We start from the raw sequence: 22,234 nt of genomic DNA, 5'->3' as shown, positions 1-22,234 counted from the left end.
TATGAAAAGGATTTCCCTACTGTTAATGGTGTTGCTGGTGGCTGCCGGCCTGGTGCAGGCTGATACGGGCAATGATCAATTTTCGCTGAGTGGTACGGTGAAGAATTTTACCACGGGTAAGGTGTATTTGCAGAAATACCGCAACAAGATGCTGGTGACGATCGACTCGGCCAAGGTGGTGAACGGCAAGTTTACCTTCAAGACCAAGCCTGAATTGCCCGAGCTGTATGGTATTGCGCTCGATGCTACGGTAGATCTGCTATACCCGTTTTATGTATTCCTGGAAAACAGTCCGATCACGGTGGTGGTAGATTCGGTGGATAGCTATAAGAGCTCCACAGTCAGTGGCTCTAAGCTGCATGATGTATACCTGCAGTATAAGAACAATTCCAAAGGATTCAAGATCGACGAGTATATCCGTCAGAACCCGGCTTCCCTGGCTTCGGCTTATGTGTTGTACCGGTATTATTCCTTTCGTTTATCGCCCGATGAGCTGGAAAAGGACCTGGAGTTGTTTTCTCCGGCTATTCATAAATCCCAGTACTTCCAGTTGCTGCGTACATTGCCAGCCAAGCTGCGCGAGGGTGGGGTAGGGCAGAAAGCGCCTGATTTCGAACAGTGGGACCCTACCGGTAAGAAGTATGTGTTGCATGAGAACCTGGGCAAGTATTTGTTCATCGATTTCTGGGCGGCCTGGTGTCCGCCTTGTAGGGCAGAAATACCAGCCGTGATCAAATTGTATGAGAAGTATCACCCGCTGGGCCTGGAAGTACTGGGCGTTTCCTTTGATAAGAAGAAAGAGGCTTGGGTAAAGGCGATCAAGGATGACAAGATGCCCTGGCACCAGGTGAGCGACCTCAAGTTTTGGGATAATAAGGTAGGGGAGATCTATGGTATCCGCCTGATCCCGGCCAATGTGCTGATCGATCCGCAGGGTATCATTGTAGCGCGTAACCTGCATGGAGAGGAACTGGCAAAGAAGCTGGAAGATGTATTTGGTAAATAATGACAAGCATCCCTTAGGTGGGGTGTCTTGTTGAACAATAGTACCGACCTTATGAAAGAAGGGCTATCCGTGGTGGATGGCCCTTTTTGATGGGCGTCAACGCAGGAGGATGTTTATTTAGTATTCGACGGGGAGATGTTGTACGCAAAGTAGTGCAAGGTTATAAATCCAGTAAACCTGGCGCACGAAAGGTGTGAACGGATAGGGGTATTTTTAAGGTGAAAATCTGCCGTATTTTTGTCGTCGATTTTAAGGCGTTTTTTGCCCGGTAAAATGCTTGGGCAGTCATTCTTCTCTATTGGATTTCGTTCGCAAGATCCTGAGGTTTTTAAACGCATTTAGCAGCGATGTATGATCGGGTGGTGTTGGTTGGCTGCGATAGGCGGATCATATTGTCTCAATATTCTCTACACATTGTCTGCACCCCTTCTGCAATAGGTCTGTCTGTCAGAGAGGCGGCAGAGGATGTGTAGAGGATGTGTAGAAGGGTTGCAGACCGGTTGAGGACCATGGGGCGAGAAATGGCGGTTAACGGGTTGATAATAAGCTTGTTTGTAGCCTTGATAGTCAGATATGCGAAACGATGACGAGAGCGGCGATTTCGCCAGGTTTTGTGGCAAAGTGCAATAATATTTACCGGTTGCTGCTGCTTTCAGGGTTAAATGAGTGAATGAAATGTAACCCCAAGGCAGGCGGTATAGGCGGATACAGTAGGCGGAATGTATGTGTACTGTATGCGGACAACTCCAGGAATGGCCCGGAATAGCTCGGGCACTATACCAGGACTATACAGAGGGGGCAAAGGTGACTGGAGGGTGGGAGGGGACGGAGCGGCGGCTCGGCGAGTCATTTAAAAGGACCTAGAATAGCTGTATAGGATCATGAGCATGAGGGGATTGGGAGCTTTTTGGGCAAAACTAAAAGAGCCATAAAAATATTTTTCGCCTGAAATGCAGACGGGACGGGCCTTCAAAAAAATAATTTAGTTAATGGCCGGATTTCTAGCAATTTCTGTTTGGTGGGAATGAGCAATCTCCCTATTTTTGCAACCCATTTGAGAGAAACGCATCGCGGATTGATCGAAAGGAAAAAACAAAAAAGGCCCCGTAGCTCAATTGAATAGAGCATTTGACTACGGATCAAAAGGTTTCTGGTTTGAATCCAGACGGGGTCACACATACCGCTTATCAAAAGCCGCTCCTGTAGCGGTTTTTGTATTTTATTCAGGCCCAGTAAGCGTTTCGTTGTTTTGTGGCCATTCCTCACTCGTCCTCAAAAGTCCCCAGTTTTCGGCAAATGTTTTACCTTGGTTATACCAACGTTTTACCAAATGCTCAACTTCACGATTCGACCAGTGCTATGGCGCCATAAAGAAGATAAGAAGGGTCTATGCCCGATCATGATCGCAATAACGATAAACAGGAAGGTAAACTACCTCAAAACCTCCTATAAGGTCAATACAGGCCAGTGGGATGAAGATAAGAAGGAAGTACGGGATTATCCCAACCACAAGGCGATCAACGCAAATATACGCAAACAGATATCGGAATTGGAAGGGCATATCACCGTCCAGCAGCTGCAGGGTGGAAAGATAACCGGAAAGCTTCTCAAGCGGGGAACGGTGCAGAAATCTTTCAAGGATTTTGCCTTGGAGCTCAGATCTACACGGGGTGATGTTAAGGAGGTAAATAGATTGCTGGAATTCTGCCCGGATACCTTCCTGACGGATATTGATGGGGAGTTTTTGCGAAAGTACGAACAGCATGAGCGGGCGCGCGGGATGAAGCAGAATACCATAAACACCACCTTTAAATACCTACGGCGTACACTGAATCAGGCCGAAAGAGAGGGATTAATAAAGGTAAATCCTATGGACAATTTCCTGATGCCCAAATACGAGCAAACAGATCGAGTCTACCTTACCGACCATGAACTAAAAAAACTTCATAACCTATTTGACAAGGATCTTCCGGAGTCGGTGTATCAATCGCTTTGCTACTTCCTACTGGGCTGCTATTCCGGGCTGAGGTACAGCGACTGGAAGCAATTTGATGCCGGCAGGATGGTAGAAAATGATCTTCTGAGGCTGCGGGCCAGAAAGAACAATGAGTTCGTCGTATTGCCAATAGGACCTACCCTGGCTGGCATAATCGAACGAGTTAAGAACCTACCTCCTCCTCAAACAAAGGAGGCAATAAATCGCATGCTAAAGGTTATATCATTAATGGCTGGAATTGACCGGAAAATTACGACCCATGTCGGCAGGCATACATTCGGTTACATCTGTGCGTCCCGGAGGCTGCCAAAGTCTGTTACCGCCGAACTGATGGGTATTACAGTGAAAGTGGTTGAAGTGTACTATCACTTGGCCGGGGTAGACATTGTTGAGCAGGCGGCTGTGTTGAAGACTATTTAAAAATCGTCTGCGGGTTTGCTCATATATGATTTAAGACCTACTACTAATTCGCTGATGGTAATGGCAATCTCTTCCTTTTGGCTATTCCAAATTTTATCCATGATCACCTTGTTTCGATAACCCTTTGCTGGATATGCTTTCGCAGTGGTCAATGGACCGGTGTATTTAATGCTTGACTCTTCAATGTCAATGAAATTCTTAAATTCATACTTGTATCGTCCATCCTTTACGTATATAGCAATATCAGCCTCATATAAAATTGGTATCTTATTTTCCTTACCCAACGCTTTATACCAGTGCTGAGATATTACAATGCCTTTTGCCACAATCTCGCCGGTTTCTTTGTCTGCTATTCTTACAACGCTTCTGGCGTCCTTGAAGCTAGCGTTGAACCACTGCCGAGCCTTAACGAAAAGTTCTTCTTTTTTGATGCTGTCACATCTAACGACCTCCGTGAATGATATTACAGAGTCTTGCGCTGTTTGACTGAACGATATAAAAGGAGCAACAAGAAAAAAGAACAGCAATCCTTTCATGATTCTGGTTTATGGGATAAATATAAACTATATATATAACGTATAACTACTGGTTTCCGTATATCCAACTGACTGGATAAGTGGTAACACCTAAAAATTTTACTAAAATGTCCTGTGAAGGATTGTAATGCGAAATGGAATTGTTAGATTTATTGTCCCCTTAGTGCGCACCGCTTCAACAACCTTATCTCAAACAGACTACTTCAAAGGCGTTTCCGAATTTAGAATCCAATCCTATCCTGTCACCATAATTGTTATACCCTAAACCATTGCGCCATGACAAGTGATTTTTCTACGCCTTGCTGGGATTGTCCTGCCCTTGCGGATTGTAAATTGATACGATTCGCTCTTGATGTTCGCCTGCTAACTTGCTTACGTGCGACTCGATCAGAATCTGTTTCTTCTTTTCGCCCCCGGCCTCCTTTTCTGCCTGATACGTTATTGAGGCTTTCAAATCTGATAAAGTGGCAATCTGAAGCTTTACAGATAAGTTCGAATTGATTTCAAGTAGGTTCAGTAATCTATCATTGACAGTATCAACTTTTGTTAGCCTGGCTTCGGTATCCCGTCGCCGGGCTTCTTTTTCGTCCAATAGTTCATTCAGGTAATTACTTTCACTGGTTCCTTCTACTGTGATGACCGTTTTATTGTTGTTGGTAAGTTCTGCGCCAGAAAACGATTTTTCGTCAACGTCTAATAATTTATACGGTGATACCTCCAGAATTTCGGCAATCCTGAAAAAAATATCTACTCGTGGCAGCGTTCCTTTCTCCCATTCTGCATAAGTTGATCGACTTTCTTCTAACAAATCCGCGACCTGCTGTTGCGATAACTTCTTGGTAATCCGTGCGTTCTTAATGTTAAGACATATCTGCACGGTAGTTGCAATTTTCATTTTAAAATAGTTGGACGAAAAATTGGAAATGGACGAAATTTCGTCATATCTTTGATTCACGATTGAAACAAATCTAAATCAAAAATGGCAAAGAAACCTAAAGAGCAGCAAATAGAACTCAGCCAAGAAGTACTCGGCGCATTAGCCGATGCCTTTGGAAAGTCAGTGCTCACCATTTCCCGATGGGTCAGAAAAAAGGATGACCGCCTTATCAGCGATAAGGCTCGGGAAGTGTTCGCTCGCAAGAACGTCAATTGGAACTAAGGAAAGGATCGTGTAGTAGTCGGTAGGAATTCGTGCGCAAAGGAAATACAGAATTGTCAAAAATGCAACCCTCAAATTGTTAAAGTCATGAATCACGAATTTTTATCCAACGGCATGTCTGTCACTGATGGTCCTCTCTTGCCGATTCACTTATTACCTAAGAAGGTAAATGTATTCTTCATTCAGCAGGTTAACTACCCAAAAGGTATTGCAAGGTTTTCATATTTCAATCTCGATGACATGTGCCCCGATAAGAATAACACCGTGGCAATATTCAGAGTAAAATGTAACCCCTCAATTAACTAATAAAATAGCCTTCAATATGTCAAAGACACTCACCCTTACAGAAGCCAAAGCAAAGGAACTATACCCTGCAGCTGATGGCGCTTTCAAATCCATGCTGGAGGAAAACTTTGGTAAGAAGTTCTTCTTGGCCTCAATCATGGACCGCGTAAAGTGCTTCGCAGACGCTTGCCAGGAGCTCGGCATTGATCCTAAATCTGTGACTGACCTCAATGATACTAAGGATGTGGCCGCATATAAGAAGCTGCTGGTAGTTGTAAAGGCCCTCAACGAAGGGTGGAAGGCCAACTGGGGTGATTCTAGCCAGTATAAATATTATCCTTGGTTTAGGGTAGCCCCCTCGGGCTTCGGCCTCTCGTACGGCGACTGCGATCTCTGGCTCACGGCTTCGGGCGTCGGTCTCCGCCTTTGTTTTAAATCGAGTGAACTGGCTGAATATGCCGGCAAACAATTCATCGATCTGTACACTGATTTTATGACCGGAGAATAATGCTTGTATGACCACGGAGCAACGTCTTGACCGAATTGACAAAAAGCTGAATGCCATAATGGCCAAGCAACAGCAGGAGCATTGGGTAACGGCATTCGTGGTCTACCAGGCGACAGGTTGGGATTTCAACGTCCTGAAGGTGATGAAAAGAGAGGGTGTTGTAAAGTGGGACAATATCAAGAAAAGGTACCTGCTTGAGTCGATTCCCAAAGCATTTTTGAAAAACCATCAAATCCAATCCCAATGATCATTCCTTTTATCCTTAGTGCGATAATACTGGTGCTTACCGGTTACCACATTTACTCTGAACGAAAATTCTATAAATAGTTCGACAATGAAAAATTGGTTGTACATACTGTTTGACCGAACTCAAGCTATAGCAGGATGCCTGTTAGACGTGGTGATTCAAATTGGTCTTAGTGCTTTTTCAATGTTCAGGAAGGATCCTGAACTGGACGAATACGAAGAAGAGGCATGGCATCGGTAATGCTCTTATGGTGGTGTTTGATGTTGGTGCTATACCTCTGGTGGAGAATAGAGGTTGCACGAGAAGCGGTTGAGGCTTTGGTTGATGATCAAGGGGCGGAGTGGATGCCGCCCCAACTTTAAAGTTCTTTGTCTTCAGTTGGGGTTTTTAGGGGTATAAAAGCCGGTGCCCTTGGCCGGCTTCTTTAAAGCTCTACAAAAATAGTAGTCGGTCCAGCCTTGCCGGTAGGTTATTCTTAACCCAATCGCATTAATAATGGCCCTGGTAGTTCGGAGGTGCATGGCTGGCCATTTTTCGGAGGTATTGATCACTCAACAGGAAGCCGGCAATCATAGCCTCCCGGCTCAGAATTAATACTGCTGAGTGTGACGAAACGATAGGTTATGAAATAGTTCTTTCTTACCGCAGTTAGTTTTGGCTACCGGCGCTGATTATGTGGAAATTGGAGCGCCGGTTATGGAGATGTAGCTCAGTTGGTAGAGCGCTGCATTGAAGATGCAGAGGCCATTGGTTCGAATCCAGTCTTCTCCACAAGATCCGTTGATGAGGCAGTACCTCATAGCAGGGTCTTATTACAAATAGTGGAATTGATTACTTAGGCCGCTTTAGCCGGCGGCCTTTCTTTAGACTTCTCTCTTTTCATATAGCAAGCAAGGTTATAACGCCGGGACCTGTTCCCAGGTGACCGGCACTTTTTTGTCTCTTATTTACTCATCATAAAAACGCAAGAACATGACGTTCGATCCGAACAATCCCGCTGCAGCTGCAGCCAACACAGACGAAGTAGTTGACACCAACAATGCCGAAGGTGCTGAAGGTTCTCAGGACCAGGTGAAGGATACCGAGGCCGGTGGTGAGTAGTTGAAGGCATAGGAAAACAGAAGCCCGGTAGGGCGAAACCTACCGGGCTTATTAAAGGTTCAAAAGCAAGATAAAGATATGGATCAAAAATCAATCGCCAAGAGCAATGTGCAAAATGAGGTGCCTGCACCTGTGACGCCCATAGTGCTATTGGAGCAGGCTATTGCCAAGGGTGTGGACCTTGATCAGTTGCAGAAGCTGATGGATCTACAGGATCGATGGGAGCAGAAGCAGGCGAAGAAGGCCTTCCTGGACGCGCTGGCTCTTTTCCAAACCCGGTGCCCGGTAATACCTAAAAAGAAGATCGCCAAGATAGCATCCGCGCGCGGATCTTATTCATACCGGTTTGCCGATCTGGGAACCATTCGGGGTGCGATACAGGAGGCATTACAGATGTGTGGCCTTTCCTACCGCTGGGAATTCAAAGAGGCCAATGGCAAACTGAAGGTTGTCTGCCTGGTATCGCATCGTGACGGCCACACCGAAACCACCGAAATGGAAGCGGGTGTTGATGCCACAGGCGGCAAAAACGATATCCAGCAGAAAGGCAGTACCCATACATACCTGCAGCGTTACACACTGATCGGCGCCCTTGGCCTGGCCACAGCCGACGAGGACAACGATGGCGAAACCACAAAGCCCGGAGCTTCAGACAACCAGTCCAAGGAGCTCACTGAAGAAGAGATGTTGGCCCAATGGAAAGAATTGGTCAAAGGTGCTACATCGCGATTTCAGTTGACTCAATTATACCTGAAGAACTTAAAGGCTGTCGATGCGGACGAACGGGTCAAGGCCATTTTTAAAGCCCGCCAGGAGGAATTGCCTGAAGGTAAAACGAAAGCCCCCGTAATGCCATGATTACAGAAAGCCAATACCGCAGCTACGAACCTGAGCAGCTTGAGGAACTTCTGAGCAACTTCCTGGTGAGCAGCTGGAGCTACTCAAAGGTTACCGGATTTGCCCGCAACGAGAAGGCGTTCGAGATGCAGCACATCTACGGTGTTTACTCGAAATCGAGCTCTACTACCATGGCCGGGAACGCCTACCACGCAGCATTGGACTACTACTTTGCCCAGAAAATGGAAGGTAAGCAGATCGATCTAATCGAGATGGAGCAGGCAGCTTTTGATTACCTGGCTTCGACCGGTGCAAATAAATGGAAGCTGCAGAAAACCACTCCGACCGTCGAGGCCGCCCACCTGGATGCAGTGAAAAAGGTTACCTCCCTGCTCAAAAACTTCTGGACAGAGAAAGCACTTTATGAAGAAGACCTGGCCGAAGTTCTCTTTGTGGAGATGTATGGGAGCGAGTTTGTGACAGTGAACGGTGTTGACATCCCCCTGCCGCTCAACTTCAAAATGGACCTTGGTATCCGCCTGAACGACGACAGGATCGTCCTGATAGATCACAAAAGCAAGAATGCGTTCACGCCGGAGGATGAGATGGCGCTATCCATCGGCATCCAGGCGATCACCTACGTAAAAGGTTTTGAGACCAAAACCGGTTTGACAGTTGATGAGGTTTGGTTCATCGAGAACAAGTACAGCCAAAACAAGGACAAAAGCGCCCAGTTGGCTAAGATGCCAGTGGAGATTACCGATAGCACTCGCCGCCTTTATGAAGCATTGTTGTACGAGCCGTTAAGGAGAATGCTCGAGGCAGTCAGTGATGCGGATTACGTCTACCTGATCAATGACTCGGATAAGTTCGTCGATATGGCTGAGTTGTATGACTTCTGGGCCCGCACCATGATCAGCGAGGTGAGTGTGGAAGACTTCAACGTCGAGGAATCGAAAAAGGAGCTGGTCGGCAAGCGACTGAGGAAGATCCGCGACTCAGCGGGCGAGATGATCAGCCCCACTATCATCCGAAAATTTAAGCAAAACGCAGATAAATTTATTCAATACGATATGAGTAACAAAGACATGACCCCAGAGCAGAAGATTGAGCATGCTCTGAAAACTTTCAGTGTTCTGGCAAAGGTTGCGCACGTCTTCGAGGGGTATAGCTGCAACACTTACCTGGTTGAGGTCGGTGCCGGTGTACGGGTTGCTTCGATCTACGGCTATCGAATGGACATTGCCAACGCCCTTGACGTGGCCAACGTCCGGATCAGCAGCCAAATGAAAGTCTACAAAGGTAAATCCTACCTGTCGATCGAAGCTCCCAAGGAAAGGAACGGCATCCTGCTGTTTGAGCCTAACGATCGTGTTGGCAAGAAAATCCCGATAGGCCGGGACAACTACGGGGACGTTGTATACTGGGACCTCGAGAACCATAGTACTCCCCACATGCTGGTATGCGGCGCCACAGGATCAGGTAAATCAGTCTGCATGACCAACATCGTTGAGTACGCAAAAGAGGAGATCGACAACATAATTATCCTGGACCCCAAATATTCAAGAGATTTCATGAAGTACCGCCGCCAGGGTATTCTGGTTATTAACGATATAGAGGAGATAGTCGATGCCATGGATAAACTGGTAGTGCACATGGAACAATTGGTCAAGCAGGGTAAGGAGGAATATACGCTTGTGATTTTTGATGAGTTCGCCGACGCTCTTTCCAACGCAGGCAAGACCCTTGAGATCAACTTGCGGAAGCTTGCGCAGAAAGGACGGTCCTGCGGTATCCGCCTGGTAGCTGGCACTCAGCGGGCCTCGGTCAAGGTGATTACTGGTGACGCAAAGGCCAACTTCCCCGTGCAGATTTGTTTCCGGATGCCTAAAGAAATCGACAGCAAGGTCGTACTCGATGAGGCAGGCGCCGAATCGTTGACCGGTAAGGGTGACGGCTTGATCAAATCGCCTGAGTACAACGACACCGTTCGCTTCCAGGCATACTTCAAACCCGAAACCACTCCTCATGCAATCGCAGGATAAGCAATACACCATCGCTGAGGTAGCTGAAACCCTCGATCCAGAAGATGTTTTCCCGGAGGAGAAGCTGATCGCCTGGGCCCGCAGGACGCATGCTGACAAGATCTTCACCACCAAGGAACTGAAGCAAAGCATCGCTGACCAAAAGGAAGAACACTTTGTACCTGACTACTGACATATACAGTTCGTTCAAGCACACGCATCTGTACGGTCGCGCCGGAGATGAGGTCGAAGAGATCGGTAGCCGGGAGGATGTGAAGATAGTCCAGGGAAAGGACGGACAGCGGTTCCCGGTATGTGTGCGATACCTGACCGACAAAAAGCCCGAGATAGAGAAAAAGTTCCAAACAGAAGCCCCACCACCACAACCTACGAAGCGGCAAACCAGCAAACAAAAACCAGTCACTAAAACACTCTTTTGATATGACATTCAAACTCACTGAAAAGGAAATCCAGGCGCTCTCAAAAAAGGTTGCGGCGCAAAAGACAGAGGCCATCAATGCCAAGAACAAAGCCGCCATCAAGGCGAAGATGCCTCAGGCTAAAATGATCATGACAACGATCCAAGCCCTGCCCGAACCAGTAAGAGACTACTTAACTGATCACCGGTACAGTAGCCAAGCCGTAAACCAAGAAGCAATTGCCCGTGTGCTTGCAAAGGTGGATTTGGATACGACTAAGGTAAGTGCTGACGAATTCGAGGCAGATATCGTGTTGGCTGCGCACGGTTGTACCAGCCTCAGCCAGTTGTGTAAAAAGCTTAAGATCTAACCTGCCGCTCCATGAAGCCTTGCAAACATCCCTGCTGCCCGGACAAAGGCCCGTGTAAAAAGGTTAAGGCCCGTAAAAAGCCAAAGCCTATTAGGAAAGAATCAAGGAAGCAGGCTCGCAGGAATAGGCAGTACTCGGCTCAGAAACGAAAGGAGTTCCAGGACGACAATGTTTGCGCGGTGGCTTTGCTGGAAAACAAGTCGGACGAGGTGATCAAGTTGTTCGCAGGCTGCCAATACCACGCCACCCAGAAGCATCACGATGCCGGCAGGATCGGTAGCCATCTGTTCGACACCGGTATCAAAGTATGTGGCCCCTGCCACCGGGTGATTGAGGAACACCCGAAACTGTCGAAGAGTCTTGGTCTATCCTCATCACGATTAGTAAATCATTAAAGAAACTCATCATGTTAAACATTCAAAGCCCTGAAGTGCAGGAGAAAATCGCCGGATGGAATTCGGAGCTCAAATCTCTGGTGAATAACGATGAAGTTCGCCTCATACCAATCGAAGACAAGGGTCCGCGCTTAAGTCTCGACCAGGTTGTCGAAATAGTAAGCCATGTCACCGACATCACAGAGGAAGAGCTCGTTGGGAAAAAGCGGAAAAGGGCAATTGTAGCGGCCCGACAGCTTATCGCCTATTTCAGCTATGAGGCCCGCATAACAACTTGGAAGATGATTGGCGAGAGGCTTGGCGGCAGAGATCACACTACGGCCTACCACGGTTATTTGACCCACAAGGATCTTCTCTACACAGGCCATTCTAGGACAGTGGAGTTGACCAAGAAGGTGGAGGCATACATCCAAGAGGTGAAGAAGGTTCTTTCCGACCACAACTAGCGAGATCAATAACCTATCGAAAAGATGCACCATGGCCAAGCGATTCACAGATACAAATAAGTACAAAAAGCCCTTCATAAGGTCCTTACAAGGGGCTTACAAGCTCCTTTGGGACTTCCTATACCATGATTGTGACCATGCCGGTATATGGATCGTTGACTTTGAAATTGCGCAGGCCTACCTGGGTTCCGACATGCCAGTAAACAAGGTGGATGCCTTGAAGTTTTTCAACACTGATGGAGATCGTGTAATTGAGTTGGAGGCTGGCAAAAAGTGGTTTATCCCGTCCTTCATCGAGTTCCAATACGGTAAGCTTTCGGAAAAAAACCGGGCGCACCTTTCTGCGATCGCCACGCTTAAACGCTTCAACTTGTTGAATGCCGATCTATCTGTAAAAAATTCTGAAGGTGGTAGCGAGGGCCTTGCAAGCCCCTTACAGGGGGCTATGGAAATGGATATGGATAAAGACATGGAAAAGGATAAGGAAGGGGGTGCGGGGGAAACCAATCCCGAGTTGCTACTGCCCACGATGCTGAAGCAGTTCACCGAAGCTAACCAGCATTACCCGGTAGACCAAATGCTTGACTTACCATCCATGCGACTCATCGCTGGCAAAATACAATCCTGGCTGGGGCTGAAGGGACAGATCACGGATGAGGCGAACCGGGATGCGATCACCAGGCGCTGGGGCGAAATGATCGCCTACGTCAAGAGCGACCAGCACCTGTCGGGTTACGACATTTCCAAGATCAACAAGTACTTCCAAACCATTGCACAAGGCTTATTCGGGAAAAATGGAACCAGTATCAATCAGCACCGCGATCTCAAACCAGACAGGAACACTGGACGTAACCAACTGCTCGAAAGCCTACGTACCGACGTTAACCCCGGAGGAAAACAGCATACTGGCTGCTAAGTATTCAGGGATGCCGATCGGGAAGCTTGAGCCCCTTGAAATGGTCCCGGTACCGAAAGCCTTGTTGCTGAAGATTTCGATCATCACCGGCTGGGTGGTTCCGGAGGATGAGTTCATGAACATTCTGGTTGATCAGTTCAGGCAATTGCTGATCGAGAAGTACGCCACCTGTTGCCCTCAAGAAGTCGAGTATGCCTTCCGGCTGATGGGCACGACCGTGAAGGACTGGGGGAAGCAGATAAACCTGGCACTTATTGACGAGGTGATGATCCCTTACATGAACCGGCGGGCAGAGGTCAGCAAGCATGAGGAAAGCCACAAGCTCGCCAGACTTCAATACAAGCCCAGGGAGGACACATCGGACGCCGGGATGGAGAAGTGGCTTCAGGAAACTAAAGATCAAAATTTGCCCGTCGAATTCCTTCCTGTGATGCTGTACGACTGGCTGGTTGAGAAGGAACGGTTAACGCCAACAAAGCAGGAGAAGTGGGAGCAGCTGCAGATAGCTATCGCCTACACCCACCAGAAGCTGTCAACCCTGGTCACCAACCAGATGAATACCGAGAACCGCGCCGCCCTTTCCAGATTCGTCAAGATGAAGGAGGCGGGTGAGTTTGAGCCAGAACAAGCTGAAAAGCTGCGGGCGCTCGCAAAGAAAATGCTTTTGTATAACTACTTAAAATCAATGTGATGGGAGAAATAAGGCTTTACAGGTTTCCTTCCCAGGCATCAGTGAAACCAAAATCTGATAGCAAGGTATGTTATGGTTGTCCGGATAATGGACCTCAACCACTCAGCGCCTTTCCAATCAATCGGTCATCGGCAGACGGTCATTGCAACAAATGCAAGGCCTGTGTAAGAGCGGCATACCACGAAAAGAAAAAGGAACGCGACCAGTTTACCGCATACTGATGAAAGCACACATGACCATAGCAGCCCTGCAGAAGACCGCCTGCGCCGCCAGGAACCCTCACCTGTTTGCCGGCCAGCACAAGAAGGAGAGGTCGACGAAGCGATCGAAGTACGGCAACCAGGTGGTCGAGATCGATGGGATCAGGTTCGACAGCGCCAAGGAAGGGAAGCGGTACGGTCAGTTGAAGATTATGCAGAAGGCAGGCGAAATCGGTTTTCTGGAGCTGCAGGTGGTCTACGAGCTCGAAGTGAACGGCGGCAAGATCAGCAGCTATGTCGCGGACTTCGTATACGTGATCCAGGCAACCGGGGAAAAGGTAGTGGAGGATGTGAAGAGCGACGCCACGAGGAAAAACCGGGCGTACCGGTTAAAGAAAAAGCTGATGAAGCAATTGTTAAACATCGATATCAAGGAAGTATGATCTACGAAGACTTTTTGAAGAACAAGGTAAAGCTGGCGAAGTCAACTGGCTTCGAGGTTGATCTGAACGAGATAAACCCGGCCTTAAAGCCACACAACCGGTTCATGGTTAAGTGGAACGTCGAAGGCGGACAACGGGCAAATTTCGCATCCTTTGGCCTTCACAAGACGGTTACGCAGTTGGAAACCATTAGGATAATTCTGACCAGGACAGGCGGCCGCGGATTGATCATTGCCCCGCTCGGCGTTCGGCAGGAATTCATCAACGACTCGAGGAATATCCTCGGTTGGGAAACACCGCCAAAGTTTGTGCGATCGATCGCTGAGTGCGAAGAGACCGGTATATACATCACCAACTACGAAACGGTCCGCGACGGTAAACTGGATCCGCGAATGTTTCAGGCGGCCAGCCTTGACGAAGCATCAATCTTGCGCGGCTTTGGCGGTAGTAAGACCTTCCGTGAGTTCATGCGCCTGTTCACGGGTGATGGCGGCCCGATGGGTGATCGCCGCGGTACCCAGTGTGTCCCTTACCGCTTCGTGGCCACGGCAACGCCTTCGCCCAACGACTATATCGAGTTGCTGGCTTACGCGGACTTCCTTGGGGTTATGGATATTAGCCAGGCTAAAACCAGGTTTTTCAAGCGCGACAGCACGCAGGCTGATAAGCTGACGCTGCATGCACACAAGGAACGGGAGTTCTGGCTATGGGTGGCCAGCTGGGCGCTGTTCGTTACAAAGCCTTCGGACCTTACTGACGATCCAGCAGATGATGAAGGGTATATCTTGCCTGAGCTCGACCTGCGCTGGCATGAACTGCCAACGGATCACACAAACGCCGGTACCGAAAAGAGTGGGCAGGGCCGGATGTTTAAAGATATCGCGCTCGGCCTGCCTGGCGCCGCAAAGGAAAAGCGGGATAGCCTGCCGGCTCGTATCGCGAAAATGATGGAGCTGCGCAAAGAAGACCCAGCTGCTCACCGAATTATCTGGCACGACCTGGAAAGCGAACGTGAAGCGATCGAGCGGGCAATTCCAACCTGTGCAACGGTATACGGAAAACAGGCATTGGAAGACCGGGAGGCGATCATTGCCGATTTCTCTACCGGTGTGATCGATGAGATTGGCGGCAAGCCTTCAATGATCGGATCAGGCACCAACCTGCAGCGTCATTGCCACTGGGCGATCTACTTGGGAATTGGCTTTAAGTTCAACGACTTTATACAATCCATTCATCGCCTGCGTCGATTCCTGCAGACTCACCAGGTACGCGTTGACCTGATCTACACTGAAGCGGAACGCGAGGTGCGGAAGATACTCGAAACGAAATGGCGTAACCACATCAAACAAGTAAAAGTAATGACGGACATCATCAAAGAATTTGGCCTATCACAAGCGGCCATGGCCAGCCTGCTAACTAGGAAAATCGGAGTAGAAAGGATAGAGATCAAAGGCGACCGGTACCGGATCGTGCACAATGATGCAGTACTCGAGGCCAGAAGACTGGAAACCGATAGTATTGGCCTGGTGCTGACCAGCATTCCCTTCTCTTCTCAATACGAATACTCCCCTAATTATTCGGACTTCGGCCACAGTGAAAGCAACGAAGAATTCTTCGTACAGATGGATTACCTGACGCCGGAAGTGTACCGTGCCTTGAAGCCCGGCAGGATCGCTGCCATCCACGTAAAGGATCGTATCGTTCCCATGGGTATGACAGGGATGGGCTGTCAGGAGGTGTACCCCTTTCACCTGGACACCATCAACCACTACCGGAAACATGGATTTGCCTACCTCGGCATGAAAACGATCGTCACGGATGTGGTGCGCGAGAACAACCAGACTTACCGACTGGGATGGTCGGAGCAGTGCAAAGACGCCACGAAGATGGGCGTAGGCATGCCCGAATACCTGCTGTTGTTCCGCAAGCCGCCGACCGATCGCACGAACAGCTACGCCGATGAACCGGTCGAGAAGCGCAAGGAAGAGTATTCCCTTTCCCGCTGGCAGGTGGACGCGCATGGCTTCACCAGGTCTTCAGGTAACAGGCCTTTGCTGCCGGAAGAGATAACAGGCCTCGAGCATGACAAGATATTCAAGGTGTTCAAAGAATATTCTCTGAACCATGTGTACGACTTCGAGTACCATGTGGCGATAGGCGACGCCCTGCAGGTAGCTGGTAAGCTGCCCACCACGTTCATGCTCCTTCAGCCGCAAAGCTGGTCCGACGAGGTATGGACCGATATCACCCGGATGCGTACGCTCAACAGTACCCAGTACAACAAAGGGCGCGAAATGCACCTATGTCCCATGCAGCTCGATATCGCGGATCGCGTGATCACGCAGATGTCGGAGCCTGGTGATGTGGTATTTGACCCGTTCGGAGGGCTGATGACGGTGCCTTCCGAAGCTGTAAAGCATGGCCGCTATGGTATCGGCTTCGAACTTAACCACAATTATTTCATCGACGGCGCGGCCTACTGTAAAGCTGCTGAGCAAGGTGCGAAGATGCCAACGCTGTTTGATTACATAGACAAATAAACTGATCTGATGCCCTGCGACTACTCAAAATACCCGGCTGACTGGAAGGAGATACGGCAACGCGTTCTGAAGCGTGACGGCCATTGCTGCAAGTTCTGCGGGGTAAACAACCATGCCGCGGTCCGGTGGGACAAAGAGGCAAAGGAGTACGAACGAGCTGCGGGCAATCAGTACGCCGATTCAGTAGGTCAAGGGTTGCAGGGATATAAGCATGCGCGGATGCTGGCGGACCACTGGAACGAAATCGACGAAGATCCTCGATGGACTGTTATCGTCCTGACGATCGCCCACCTGAACCACGATACAACGGATAATCGGGATGAAAACCTTGCCGCCCTGTGCCAGCGCTGCCACCTGAACTACGACAAGGAACTGCACCAGGTGAACGCCCGGACAACACGCGAAAAGAAACTCGGGATACTGAAACTATTTTAATCATACATCAACAACAATTCATGAACACACAAGCATTCCAGGTCGACCGCGCCGTTGCGATGCAGACCTACAACGAGGCCAACGCCGACGGCAAGGTCCTGATCAAGAAACTGCTCGGCGATGCTGACTTCGGCAAGATCACCGACCGGGTGAAGACTTTCGACGACATCTTGGCCATCGCCGGTAAAACCATGGAGCAGCTCTCCGCAGGTTGCGAGACGCCGGACGAGATCGCCTACCGCCAGGTGAAGCTGATCGCCGAGGTGTACAACGAGGGTACGTTACTTGACCCAATGGATACCGAGCAGGTTAAGTACTTCCCTTGGTTTGAGATCACACCCAATTCGGGCTTCGGCCTCTCGTTCTGCGACGACGCTTGCTGGCACTCGTATTCGTACGTCGGTCTCCGCCTTTGCTTTAAAAGCCGCGAATTGGCCATAGACGCCGGTAAAAAGTTCACCGAGATATACGCAAACCTTTTAATCAAATAGTCAATAAATCCATCATGGAAAAGAAAAGTAAATCCTTCATCAAGCTGTGCGCCAAATACGGCGTTGATCCCAACGTGGTCCCTGAGATCACATCCTTCGAGCAGGCCTGTAAAAAGCTCGAACTGTCGCCAACGAACCTGCCCAAGGTGGGCAACCTGCCGGCACGACACAGGAAGCGTATCATCGCCGATTTCAAGCTGACCATCATCGCTGAGGCATTGCGAAACGGCTGGGTGCCCAACTATAACGACACGTCGACAGTGAAATACAGCGCCTGGTTCCGGGTTGAAGCTGACCAGAAAAGGCCCTCGGGCTTCGGCCTCTCGTACGCCGGCTGCGTTTTCTGGCTCACGTCTTCGTACGTCGGTCTCCGCCTTTTGTTCCCTACGTCGGACGTGGCAGAGTTCTTCGGAAAGCACTTCATTAAGCTGCATGTTGACCATCACTTGCTGACCTAAAACGAATGGGTTGTGTGCTGCGTTCTCGCTGCTCGCTCAGGTTCAGGCTTCAGCCTCTCGTACAACGACTACGATAACTGGAACACGAATTCGAACGTCAGTCTCCACATTTGCAAGTTCTACTGCAGCACAGACCTTGGCCCTCGCCAAAAAACAAATCACTTTTTCCGGGGTGTTAGTACCTCAGGGGACCGCTCTCCGCAAAAGCAAAGGCATGAAAAGAATCGGCAACATATACGGGAAGATCTGCAGCATGGACAACCTGATCCTGGCTGACGACATCGCCCGGAAAGGGAAAAAGGACCAGTACGGCATCAAGGTGCACGACAGGAACCGGATGGGAAACCTGGAGGCTTTGCGCGACCAGTTGCTCGGCAGAACATTCAAGACCTCGAAGTACACCACCTTCAAGGTCTACGAGCCCAAGGAACGGGACGTGTACCGCCTACCATACTTTCCGGATCGGATCGTCCATCATGCGATTATGAACGTACTCGAGCCGATGTTTGTTTCCGTATTTACCGCTGACACCTACAGCTGCATAAAAGGCCGTGGCATCCATGCAGCCGCCCGAGCAGTCCGCCGGGCTCTCCGGGACGAACCAGGCACCACCTACTGCCTGAAGTTCGACATCCGGAAGTTTTACCCGACGGTGGATCACCGTACCCTAAAGGACCTGCTGCGTCGGAAGATCAAAGATCAGGATCTGCTGTGGCTGCTCGACGGTATCATTGACAGCGCGGACGGCCTGCCGATCGGCAACTACCTGTCCCAGTACTTCGCCAACTTCTACCTGTCGTATTTCGACCACTGGGTGAAAGAGCACCTGCAGGTGAAGTATTACTTCCGGTATGCAGATGATATCGTGATCCTGGGACCAGATAAACAGGATTTGCACCTGGTGCTACTGAAGTGCACTGACTACCTTGCAGATCAGCTCAGACTTGCCGTAAAAGGCAACTACCAAGTATTCCCGGTGGCTGCCCGAGGGATCGACTTCGTAGGATACAAATTCTACCACACGCACACACTGCTCCGCAAGAGCATAAAGAAACGCTTTGCTCGGACCATGCGGCGACGCCCCAACCCGCAGTCTCTCGCCGCGTACTATGGCTGGGCCAAACACGCAAACTGCATAAACCTTATCAAAACCTTATCACGTGAATCAGTTCAACCAATTCAACATTACTGCTACGTCCCGCGCACTTGTGGGCGACAAAATCAAGATCGACAGAATACTTAACCGGCCGATAGTTGTCGAGTCCTTCCGCATCGAGCCATCCAAATTCGAGGGCAAAGGCAACAGGCTTACCCTTCAGATCAAGATTGACAACAACAGCCATATCGTATTCACCGGGTCACAAGTGCTGATGGATATGATCGCAAAGGTTCCCGCCGATGGCTTTCCGTTCGAAACAAAAATTGTAAAGCAGGACGATTCCAGCCTGCAATTCACTTAAAAACTTATCGACATTGAAAATAGAACAACAGGTATGCACCTTGGATCAGGCCATACGGCTTAAGGAATTGGGCGTCACTCAGGAAAGTGTTTTCTCTTGGTTCCTGGCCAAGGATCGGGACGACATACCGGCCCTCAACAGGTCATGGAAAAGTGATTGTCCCACTTGTGGGCATCCGCAGACGCCCTACTTCGCGGAGGTTTCCGCCTTCACCGTTGCCGAGCTGGGTCAAATGATCGGTTCAGAATTCTATACCGAACGGTTGGGCACCGCCACAAGCCAATACGCCAATTGGGACTGGGTAGGCGCAGAGAACCGCATGGGTCCTTTCAGTACAGAAGCGGAAGCGCGTGCAGACTTCCTGATCAAGATGCTGGAAATAGGAATGTACACGGCCGAAGAGGTCAATAAACGATTGGAGGCATGATCGCTGCCGTTGCCATAACAGCCATTAGGCAGGAAATGCTTGTGTGCCATTACTTCGACAGCGAGGAGGAGTTGTTGAGGACAAAGCCCTTCGTCGTCCGCTGGTCAAGGGAAACCTACGATCGTCGGTATATACGGTATCACTCAAGGGCTGCCATGCGATACTGGACAAACCGAAAGTTCACAGACAAGATTGTGAGCCTTGCTATCCACTATAAAGACGGTAAGGAAGTCAGCAGAAATTATCAATAAATCAAATGAAACCAACACAATTCCGCGCAAAGCGAAAAGACACGGGCGAATGGGTCACGGGGTCGTTGATTGACGACGATTATATTCTCGCTTACATCGATTTAGCTGAAAGCTGGGAACCTGGCACCAGCGACCATAAGCTTACCTGCCGTGCTTACGAGATTGATCGAAAGACGATCGGCCAGCACATCGGAGTAAAGGGCTACATCGGCACTACTCAGCACAAAGTCGACATGGAGGTAAAGTTGTACGAGGGAGATATCGTTGAGGCGTGGAATGAAGGAAGCCGTGCAATCTTCGCAATAACCTGGAGTAGCGAATCTGCTCCGCGCTTCTACCTTTTTCCAGCCTGGCAAGGCAAAAAGATGTGGAGTGTCCACGGCAGCGATGTTGGACGGAAGAAGGGCGACTACTACGATAGCCTCCGGGTCCTTGGAAACATACATGATCACCCCGAGTTAATAAAAAGCAATGGAACCAACTGAAGTTAAACTCGAAGGATTTGGCGCCGCGTTCAGTGACTGCCGGCAATACCGGTATGCCCTGTGGCGCATCTGGAACCCCGATAAAGGCCTCGTAATGTTCATTGGACTCAATCCCTCAAAAGCCAACGAAACAAAGCCGGACCCGACTATTACGCGGGTTATCGGGTTGGCTGCTGCATGGGGATTCGGAGGCGTCGCTATGACAAACCTGTTCGGTGTGGTGTCACCGGATCCTAATGTTCTGATTCAGCACCCTGATCCGGTCGGGGATTGCGATCGTTGGCTTCCCGTCATTGCAGCAAAATGCCAACGAGTGGTTTTTGCATGGGGAGCATTTAAACAGGCCAAGCACCGCGTAGACAAAGTGATCGCCATGTTTCCTGATGCCTACTGCTTGAAGAAAACAAAGGACGGATCACCGTGGCACCCCCTCTATATTCCTAAATCAAACATTCCATTCAAGTTTAAACCATGAGAAAGCAAATACCAGTACTCTTCAGCACCCCTATGGTGCAGGCCGTATACCCGCGTGAGGCCAAAACGCAAACCAGGCGTACCAGCGGGCTGGATCGAATCAACGAAAATCCAGACTTGTGGGAATTCGAACGATTCGAGGAGAACGTTAAAGGCGGACTAAATGCTGTCTTCCGTCCCAAAGGAGGCTTCTCGCTTGATCCAGACTGGAGAGAGTCTGTGCCCTGCCGCTATGGAAGGAAGGGTGATATGCTTTGGGTGCGTGAAACCTGGAGGAAATATTATAAAGTTGATGAAGCTGGGTACACACAGCTCGATGAGGAAATATTCGACTATGCGGCAGATGGCGATCACATTCCGCTGCCTATGGTAGACGGCGATGGCTTCACCATGTATGATAAGAAAGGGAATGAACGCTACATCCCATGGCGTCCCAACATTCACATGCCTAAGGTTCGAGCCCGCATATGGCTTGAAGTAACCGATATCAGGGTAGAGCGGTTGCAGGATATCAGTGAAGAAGACGCGAAGGCGGAGGGAGTAGATCGAGTATACCAGGACTCTGACGGCAACTTCTGGTACGAGGCTTCGGATTTCCTCCGGGAGGATACAGAGTTGCGGACTTATAAAGACGGCTTCAAACAAATCTGGTACATGATCAATGGGAAGAAAAGCTGGACCGCCAACCCCTGGGTGTGGGTGGTATCCTTCCGCGTATTGTCAACGACCGGTAAACCAGCAGGCCTGGAGAAGGAGGTGGGCGCATGACAAAAGGTATCGTTGCGTTTTGCTGCCTTATATGCTTCGCCTCAGGGTTTATATCAGCAGCCATCGGATGGCAACGTAAACCGAATCAATCATTTGAGGGCAGTGTATTCCGCCTTGGCGGACACATAAATGTGGTTTATTGGTCCGACGGTAAGGCAATAGGGAGGGTTGATAGCTGTGATCGGGCCACTCTCCGAATGTTGCTGTATATCGACTCAATCACGGTCGAGACAGCGGTGGTGCCGCCACCACCTATTCCATCACGATACTTTTAACAAAGGAGTTATTACCATGCCAAAGAAGAAGTGCCGGCACAAGCCGAAGTCCGAAAAGCTGGGTTACCTGCAGTGGCACGCCTGGGCCGAGAAAATGACAGCACAGGGCAAGACTCAAATCCTGTGCCCCGTCTGCAAAAAGTGGTTCTTCAAATCAGAAATGTAAAACTA

Annotated in this window: 26 protein-coding genes and 2 tRNA genes; 26 read left to right on the top strand and 2 right to left on the bottom strand. The window is 49.5% G+C overall.

The window, feature by feature from the left end; genetic code table 11:
• The first annotated feature begins 1 nt into the window (after position 1).
• The 3 genes from P2W70_RS21595 to P2W70_RS21585 all read left to right on the top strand — a co-directional run bounded on the left by P2W70_RS21595 (position 2) and on the right by P2W70_RS21585 (position 3,422).
• Positions 2–1,006: a TlpA disulfide reductase family protein gene (locus P2W70_RS21595; protein ID WP_276483607.1), complete on the top strand. Its 1,005-nt coding sequence runs from the start codon at positions 2–4 to the stop codon at positions 1,004–1,006.
• 1,100 nt (positions 1,007–2,106) lie between these two features.
• A tRNA-Arg gene (locus tag P2W70_RS21590) sits at positions 2,107–2,180 on the top strand.
• A 156-nt stretch (positions 2,181–2,336) separates the two neighbouring features.
• The gene (locus P2W70_RS21585) at positions 2,337–3,422 is read left to right on the top strand and encodes a site-specific integrase (RefSeq protein ID WP_276483606.1); all 1,086 of its coding nucleotides are present in this window, start codon (positions 2,337–2,339) and stop codon (positions 3,420–3,422) included.
• Here P2W70_RS21585 and P2W70_RS21580 read toward each other — a convergent pair.
• Positions 3,419–3,958, bottom strand: coding sequence for a DUF4468 domain-containing protein (locus tag P2W70_RS21580; RefSeq protein WP_276483605.1), 540 nt, complete (start codon positions 3,956–3,958; stop codon positions 3,419–3,421). The genes P2W70_RS21585 and P2W70_RS21580 overlap by 4 nt on opposite strands.
• A gap of 292 nt (positions 3,959–4,250) precedes the next feature.
• Positions 4,251–4,853, bottom strand: coding sequence for a helix-turn-helix domain-containing protein (locus P2W70_RS21575; RefSeq protein ID WP_276483604.1), 603 nt, complete (start codon positions 4,851–4,853; stop codon positions 4,251–4,253).
• 84 nt (positions 4,854–4,937) lie between these two features.
• Between P2W70_RS21575 and P2W70_RS21570 the strand changes: the two genes are divergently transcribed.
• From P2W70_RS21570 to P2W70_RS21460, 23 genes are all read left to right on the top strand, one after another.
• Positions 4,938–5,117, top strand: a complete 180-nt coding sequence (locus P2W70_RS21570; protein ID WP_276483603.1) for a hypothetical protein — start codon at positions 4,938–4,940, stop codon at positions 5,115–5,117.
• 322 nt (positions 5,118–5,439) lie between these two features.
• Entirely contained in the window at positions 5,440–5,910 is a 471-nt protein-coding gene (locus tag P2W70_RS21565) for a hypothetical protein (protein WP_276483602.1), read from the top strand.
• A 7-nt stretch (positions 5,911–5,917) separates the two neighbouring features.
• Positions 5,918–6,157, top strand: coding sequence for a hypothetical protein (locus P2W70_RS21560; protein ID WP_276483601.1), 240 nt, complete (start codon positions 5,918–5,920; stop codon positions 6,155–6,157).
• Between the two features lie 698 nt (positions 6,158–6,855).
• Positions 6,856–6,928, top strand: a tRNA-Phe gene (locus tag P2W70_RS21555).
• A 201-nt stretch (positions 6,929–7,129) separates the two neighbouring features.
• A complete protein-coding gene (locus tag P2W70_RS21550; RefSeq protein ID WP_276483600.1) occupies positions 7,130–7,258 on the top strand; it encodes a hypothetical protein in 129 nt (42 codons plus the stop codon).
• Between the two features lie 78 nt (positions 7,259–7,336).
• Entirely contained in the window at positions 7,337–8,116 is a 780-nt protein-coding gene (locus P2W70_RS21545) for an ERF family protein (protein WP_276483599.1), read from the top strand.
• Positions 8,113–10,140: a DNA translocase FtsK gene (locus P2W70_RS21540; RefSeq protein WP_276483598.1), complete on the top strand. Its 2,028-nt coding sequence runs from the start codon at positions 8,113–8,115 to the stop codon at positions 10,138–10,140. Before P2W70_RS21545 ends, P2W70_RS21540 begins: the two co-directional genes overlap by 4 nt.
• Positions 10,124–10,312, top strand: coding sequence for a hypothetical protein (locus P2W70_RS21535; protein ID WP_276483597.1), 189 nt, complete (start codon positions 10,124–10,126; stop codon positions 10,310–10,312). The genes P2W70_RS21540 and P2W70_RS21535 overlap by 17 nt, the downstream gene beginning before the upstream one ends.
• Positions 10,296–10,559, top strand: coding sequence for a hypothetical protein (locus tag P2W70_RS21530; RefSeq protein WP_276483596.1), 264 nt, complete (start codon positions 10,296–10,298; stop codon positions 10,557–10,559). Before P2W70_RS21535 ends, P2W70_RS21530 begins: the two co-directional genes overlap by 17 nt.
• 1 nt (position 10,560) lies before the next feature.
• Positions 10,561–10,908 carry a hypothetical protein gene (locus P2W70_RS21525; RefSeq protein ID WP_276483595.1) on the top strand — a complete coding sequence of 116 codons (348 nt, stop codon included), beginning with the start codon at positions 10,561–10,563 and terminating at the stop codon, positions 10,906–10,908.
• 406 nt (positions 10,909–11,314) lie between these two features.
• Complete coding sequence (locus P2W70_RS21520; RefSeq protein WP_276483594.1) at positions 11,315–11,749, top strand: helix-turn-helix domain-containing protein; 435 nt, start codon at positions 11,315–11,317, stop codon at positions 11,747–11,749.
• Positions 11,750–11,780: 31 nt separating this feature from the next.
• Positions 11,781–12,665: a hypothetical protein gene (locus tag P2W70_RS21515; protein WP_276483593.1), complete on the top strand. Its 885-nt coding sequence runs from the start codon at positions 11,781–11,783 to the stop codon at positions 12,663–12,665.
• 911 nt (positions 12,666–13,576) lie between these two features.
• Positions 13,577–13,999, top strand: a complete 423-nt coding sequence (locus tag P2W70_RS21510) for a DUF1064 domain-containing protein (RefSeq protein WP_276483592.1) — start codon at positions 13,577–13,579, stop codon at positions 13,997–13,999.
• Positions 13,996–16,539, top strand: coding sequence for a DNA methyltransferase (locus tag P2W70_RS21505; RefSeq protein ID WP_276483591.1), 2,544 nt, complete (start codon positions 13,996–13,998; stop codon positions 16,537–16,539). Before P2W70_RS21510 ends, P2W70_RS21505 begins: the two co-directional genes overlap by 4 nt.
• A 9-nt stretch (positions 16,540–16,548) precedes the next feature.
• A complete protein-coding gene (locus P2W70_RS21500; RefSeq protein WP_276483590.1) occupies positions 16,549–16,974 on the top strand; it encodes an HNH endonuclease in 426 nt (141 codons plus the stop codon).
• 20 nt (positions 16,975–16,994) lie between these two features.
• The gene (locus tag P2W70_RS21495; protein WP_276483589.1) at positions 16,995–17,465 is read left to right on the top strand and encodes a hypothetical protein; all 471 of its coding nucleotides are present in this window, start codon (positions 16,995–16,997) and stop codon (positions 17,463–17,465) included.
• Positions 17,466–17,479: 14 nt separating this feature from the next.
• Positions 17,480–17,923, top strand: coding sequence for a hypothetical protein (locus tag P2W70_RS21490; protein ID WP_276483588.1), 444 nt, complete (start codon positions 17,480–17,482; stop codon positions 17,921–17,923).
• A 214-nt stretch (positions 17,924–18,137) separates the two neighbouring features.
• Complete coding sequence (locus tag P2W70_RS21485) at positions 18,138–19,166, top strand: RNA-directed DNA polymerase (protein WP_276483587.1); 1,029 nt, start codon at positions 18,138–18,140, stop codon at positions 19,164–19,166.
• Entirely contained in the window at positions 19,132–19,383 is a 252-nt protein-coding gene (locus tag P2W70_RS21480; protein WP_276483586.1) for a hypothetical protein, read from the top strand. The genes P2W70_RS21485 and P2W70_RS21480 overlap by 35 nt, the downstream gene beginning before the upstream one ends.
• Positions 19,384–19,396: 13 nt before the next feature.
• Complete coding sequence (locus P2W70_RS21475; protein WP_276483585.1) at positions 19,397–19,810, top strand: hypothetical protein; 414 nt, start codon at positions 19,397–19,399, stop codon at positions 19,808–19,810.
• 256 nt (positions 19,811–20,066) lie between these two features.
• Positions 20,067–20,546, top strand: coding sequence for a YopX family protein (locus P2W70_RS34475; RefSeq protein WP_420832397.1), 480 nt, complete (start codon positions 20,067–20,069; stop codon positions 20,544–20,546).
• The gene (locus P2W70_RS21465; RefSeq protein ID WP_276483583.1) at positions 20,533–21,021 is read left to right on the top strand and encodes a DUF1643 domain-containing protein; all 489 of its coding nucleotides are present in this window, start codon (positions 20,533–20,535) and stop codon (positions 21,019–21,021) included. The genes P2W70_RS34475 and P2W70_RS21465 overlap by 14 nt, the downstream gene beginning before the upstream one ends.
• A complete protein-coding gene (locus P2W70_RS21460; protein WP_276483582.1) occupies positions 21,018–21,788 on the top strand; it encodes a hypothetical protein in 771 nt (256 codons plus the stop codon). The genes P2W70_RS21465 and P2W70_RS21460 overlap by 4 nt, the downstream gene beginning before the upstream one ends.
• The last annotated feature ends 446 nt before the right edge of the window (positions 21,789–22,234 follow it).

Origin of the sequence: Paraflavitalea pollutisoli (genome assembly GCF_029360705.1) — a bacterium.
GTDB lineage: Bacteria > Bacteroidota > Bacteroidia > Chitinophagales > Chitinophagaceae > Paraflavitalea > Paraflavitalea pollutisoli.
The sequence above is the reverse complement of the archived record's forward strand: the minus strand, read 5'-3'. Positions and strand labels throughout refer to the sequence as shown.

Excerpts from the sequence above, each read along its gene's own strand:
- P2W70_RS21595 (WP_276483607.1), top strand. The coding sequence starts at position 2 with ATGAAAAGGATTTCCCTACTGTTAATGGTGTTGCTGGTGGCTGCCGGC.
- P2W70_RS21585 (WP_276483606.1), top strand. The coding sequence starts at position 2,337 with ATGCTCAACTTCACGATTCGACCAGTGCTATGGCGCCATAAAGAAGAT.
- P2W70_RS21580 (WP_276483605.1), bottom strand. The coding sequence starts at position 3,958 with ATGAAAGGATTGCTGTTCTTTTTTCTTGTTGCTCCTTTTATATCGTTC.
- P2W70_RS21575 (WP_276483604.1), bottom strand. The coding sequence starts at position 4,853 with ATGAAAATTGCAACTACCGTGCAGATATGTCTTAACATTAAGAACGCA.
- P2W70_RS21570 (WP_276483603.1), top strand. The coding sequence starts at position 4,938 with ATGGCAAAGAAACCTAAAGAGCAGCAAATAGAACTCAGCCAAGAAGTA.
- P2W70_RS21565 (WP_276483602.1), top strand. The coding sequence starts at position 5,440 with ATGTCAAAGACACTCACCCTTACAGAAGCCAAAGCAAAGGAACTATAC.
- P2W70_RS21560 (WP_276483601.1), top strand. The coding sequence starts at position 5,918 with ATGACCACGGAGCAACGTCTTGACCGAATTGACAAAAAGCTGAATGCC.
- P2W70_RS21550 (WP_276483600.1), top strand. The coding sequence starts at position 7,130 with ATGACGTTCGATCCGAACAATCCCGCTGCAGCTGCAGCCAACACAGAC.
- P2W70_RS21545 (WP_276483599.1), top strand. The coding sequence starts at position 7,337 with ATGGATCAAAAATCAATCGCCAAGAGCAATGTGCAAAATGAGGTGCCT.
- P2W70_RS21540 (WP_276483598.1), top strand. The coding sequence starts at position 8,113 with ATGATTACAGAAAGCCAATACCGCAGCTACGAACCTGAGCAGCTTGAG.
- P2W70_RS21535 (WP_276483597.1), top strand. The coding sequence starts at position 10,124 with ATGCAATCGCAGGATAAGCAATACACCATCGCTGAGGTAGCTGAAACC.
- P2W70_RS21525 (WP_276483595.1), top strand. The coding sequence starts at position 10,561 with ATGACATTCAAACTCACTGAAAAGGAAATCCAGGCGCTCTCAAAAAAG.
- P2W70_RS21520 (WP_276483594.1), top strand. The coding sequence starts at position 11,315 with ATGTTAAACATTCAAAGCCCTGAAGTGCAGGAGAAAATCGCCGGATGG.
- P2W70_RS21515 (WP_276483593.1), top strand. The coding sequence starts at position 11,781 with ATGGCCAAGCGATTCACAGATACAAATAAGTACAAAAAGCCCTTCATA.
- P2W70_RS21510 (WP_276483592.1), top strand. The coding sequence starts at position 13,577 with ATGAAAGCACACATGACCATAGCAGCCCTGCAGAAGACCGCCTGCGCC.
- P2W70_RS21505 (WP_276483591.1), top strand. The coding sequence starts at position 13,996 with ATGATCTACGAAGACTTTTTGAAGAACAAGGTAAAGCTGGCGAAGTCA.
- P2W70_RS21500 (WP_276483590.1), top strand. The coding sequence starts at position 16,549 with ATGCCCTGCGACTACTCAAAATACCCGGCTGACTGGAAGGAGATACGG.
- P2W70_RS21495 (WP_276483589.1), top strand. The coding sequence starts at position 16,995 with ATGAACACACAAGCATTCCAGGTCGACCGCGCCGTTGCGATGCAGACC.
- P2W70_RS21490 (WP_276483588.1), top strand. The coding sequence starts at position 17,480 with ATGGAAAAGAAAAGTAAATCCTTCATCAAGCTGTGCGCCAAATACGGC.
- P2W70_RS21485 (WP_276483587.1), top strand. The coding sequence starts at position 18,138 with ATGAAAAGAATCGGCAACATATACGGGAAGATCTGCAGCATGGACAAC.
- P2W70_RS34475 (WP_420832397.1), top strand. The coding sequence starts at position 20,067 with ATGAAACCAACACAATTCCGCGCAAAGCGAAAAGACACGGGCGAATGG.
- P2W70_RS21465 (WP_276483583.1), top strand. The coding sequence starts at position 20,533 with ATGGAACCAACTGAAGTTAAACTCGAAGGATTTGGCGCCGCGTTCAGT.
- P2W70_RS21460 (WP_276483582.1), top strand. The coding sequence starts at position 21,018 with ATGAGAAAGCAAATACCAGTACTCTTCAGCACCCCTATGGTGCAGGCC.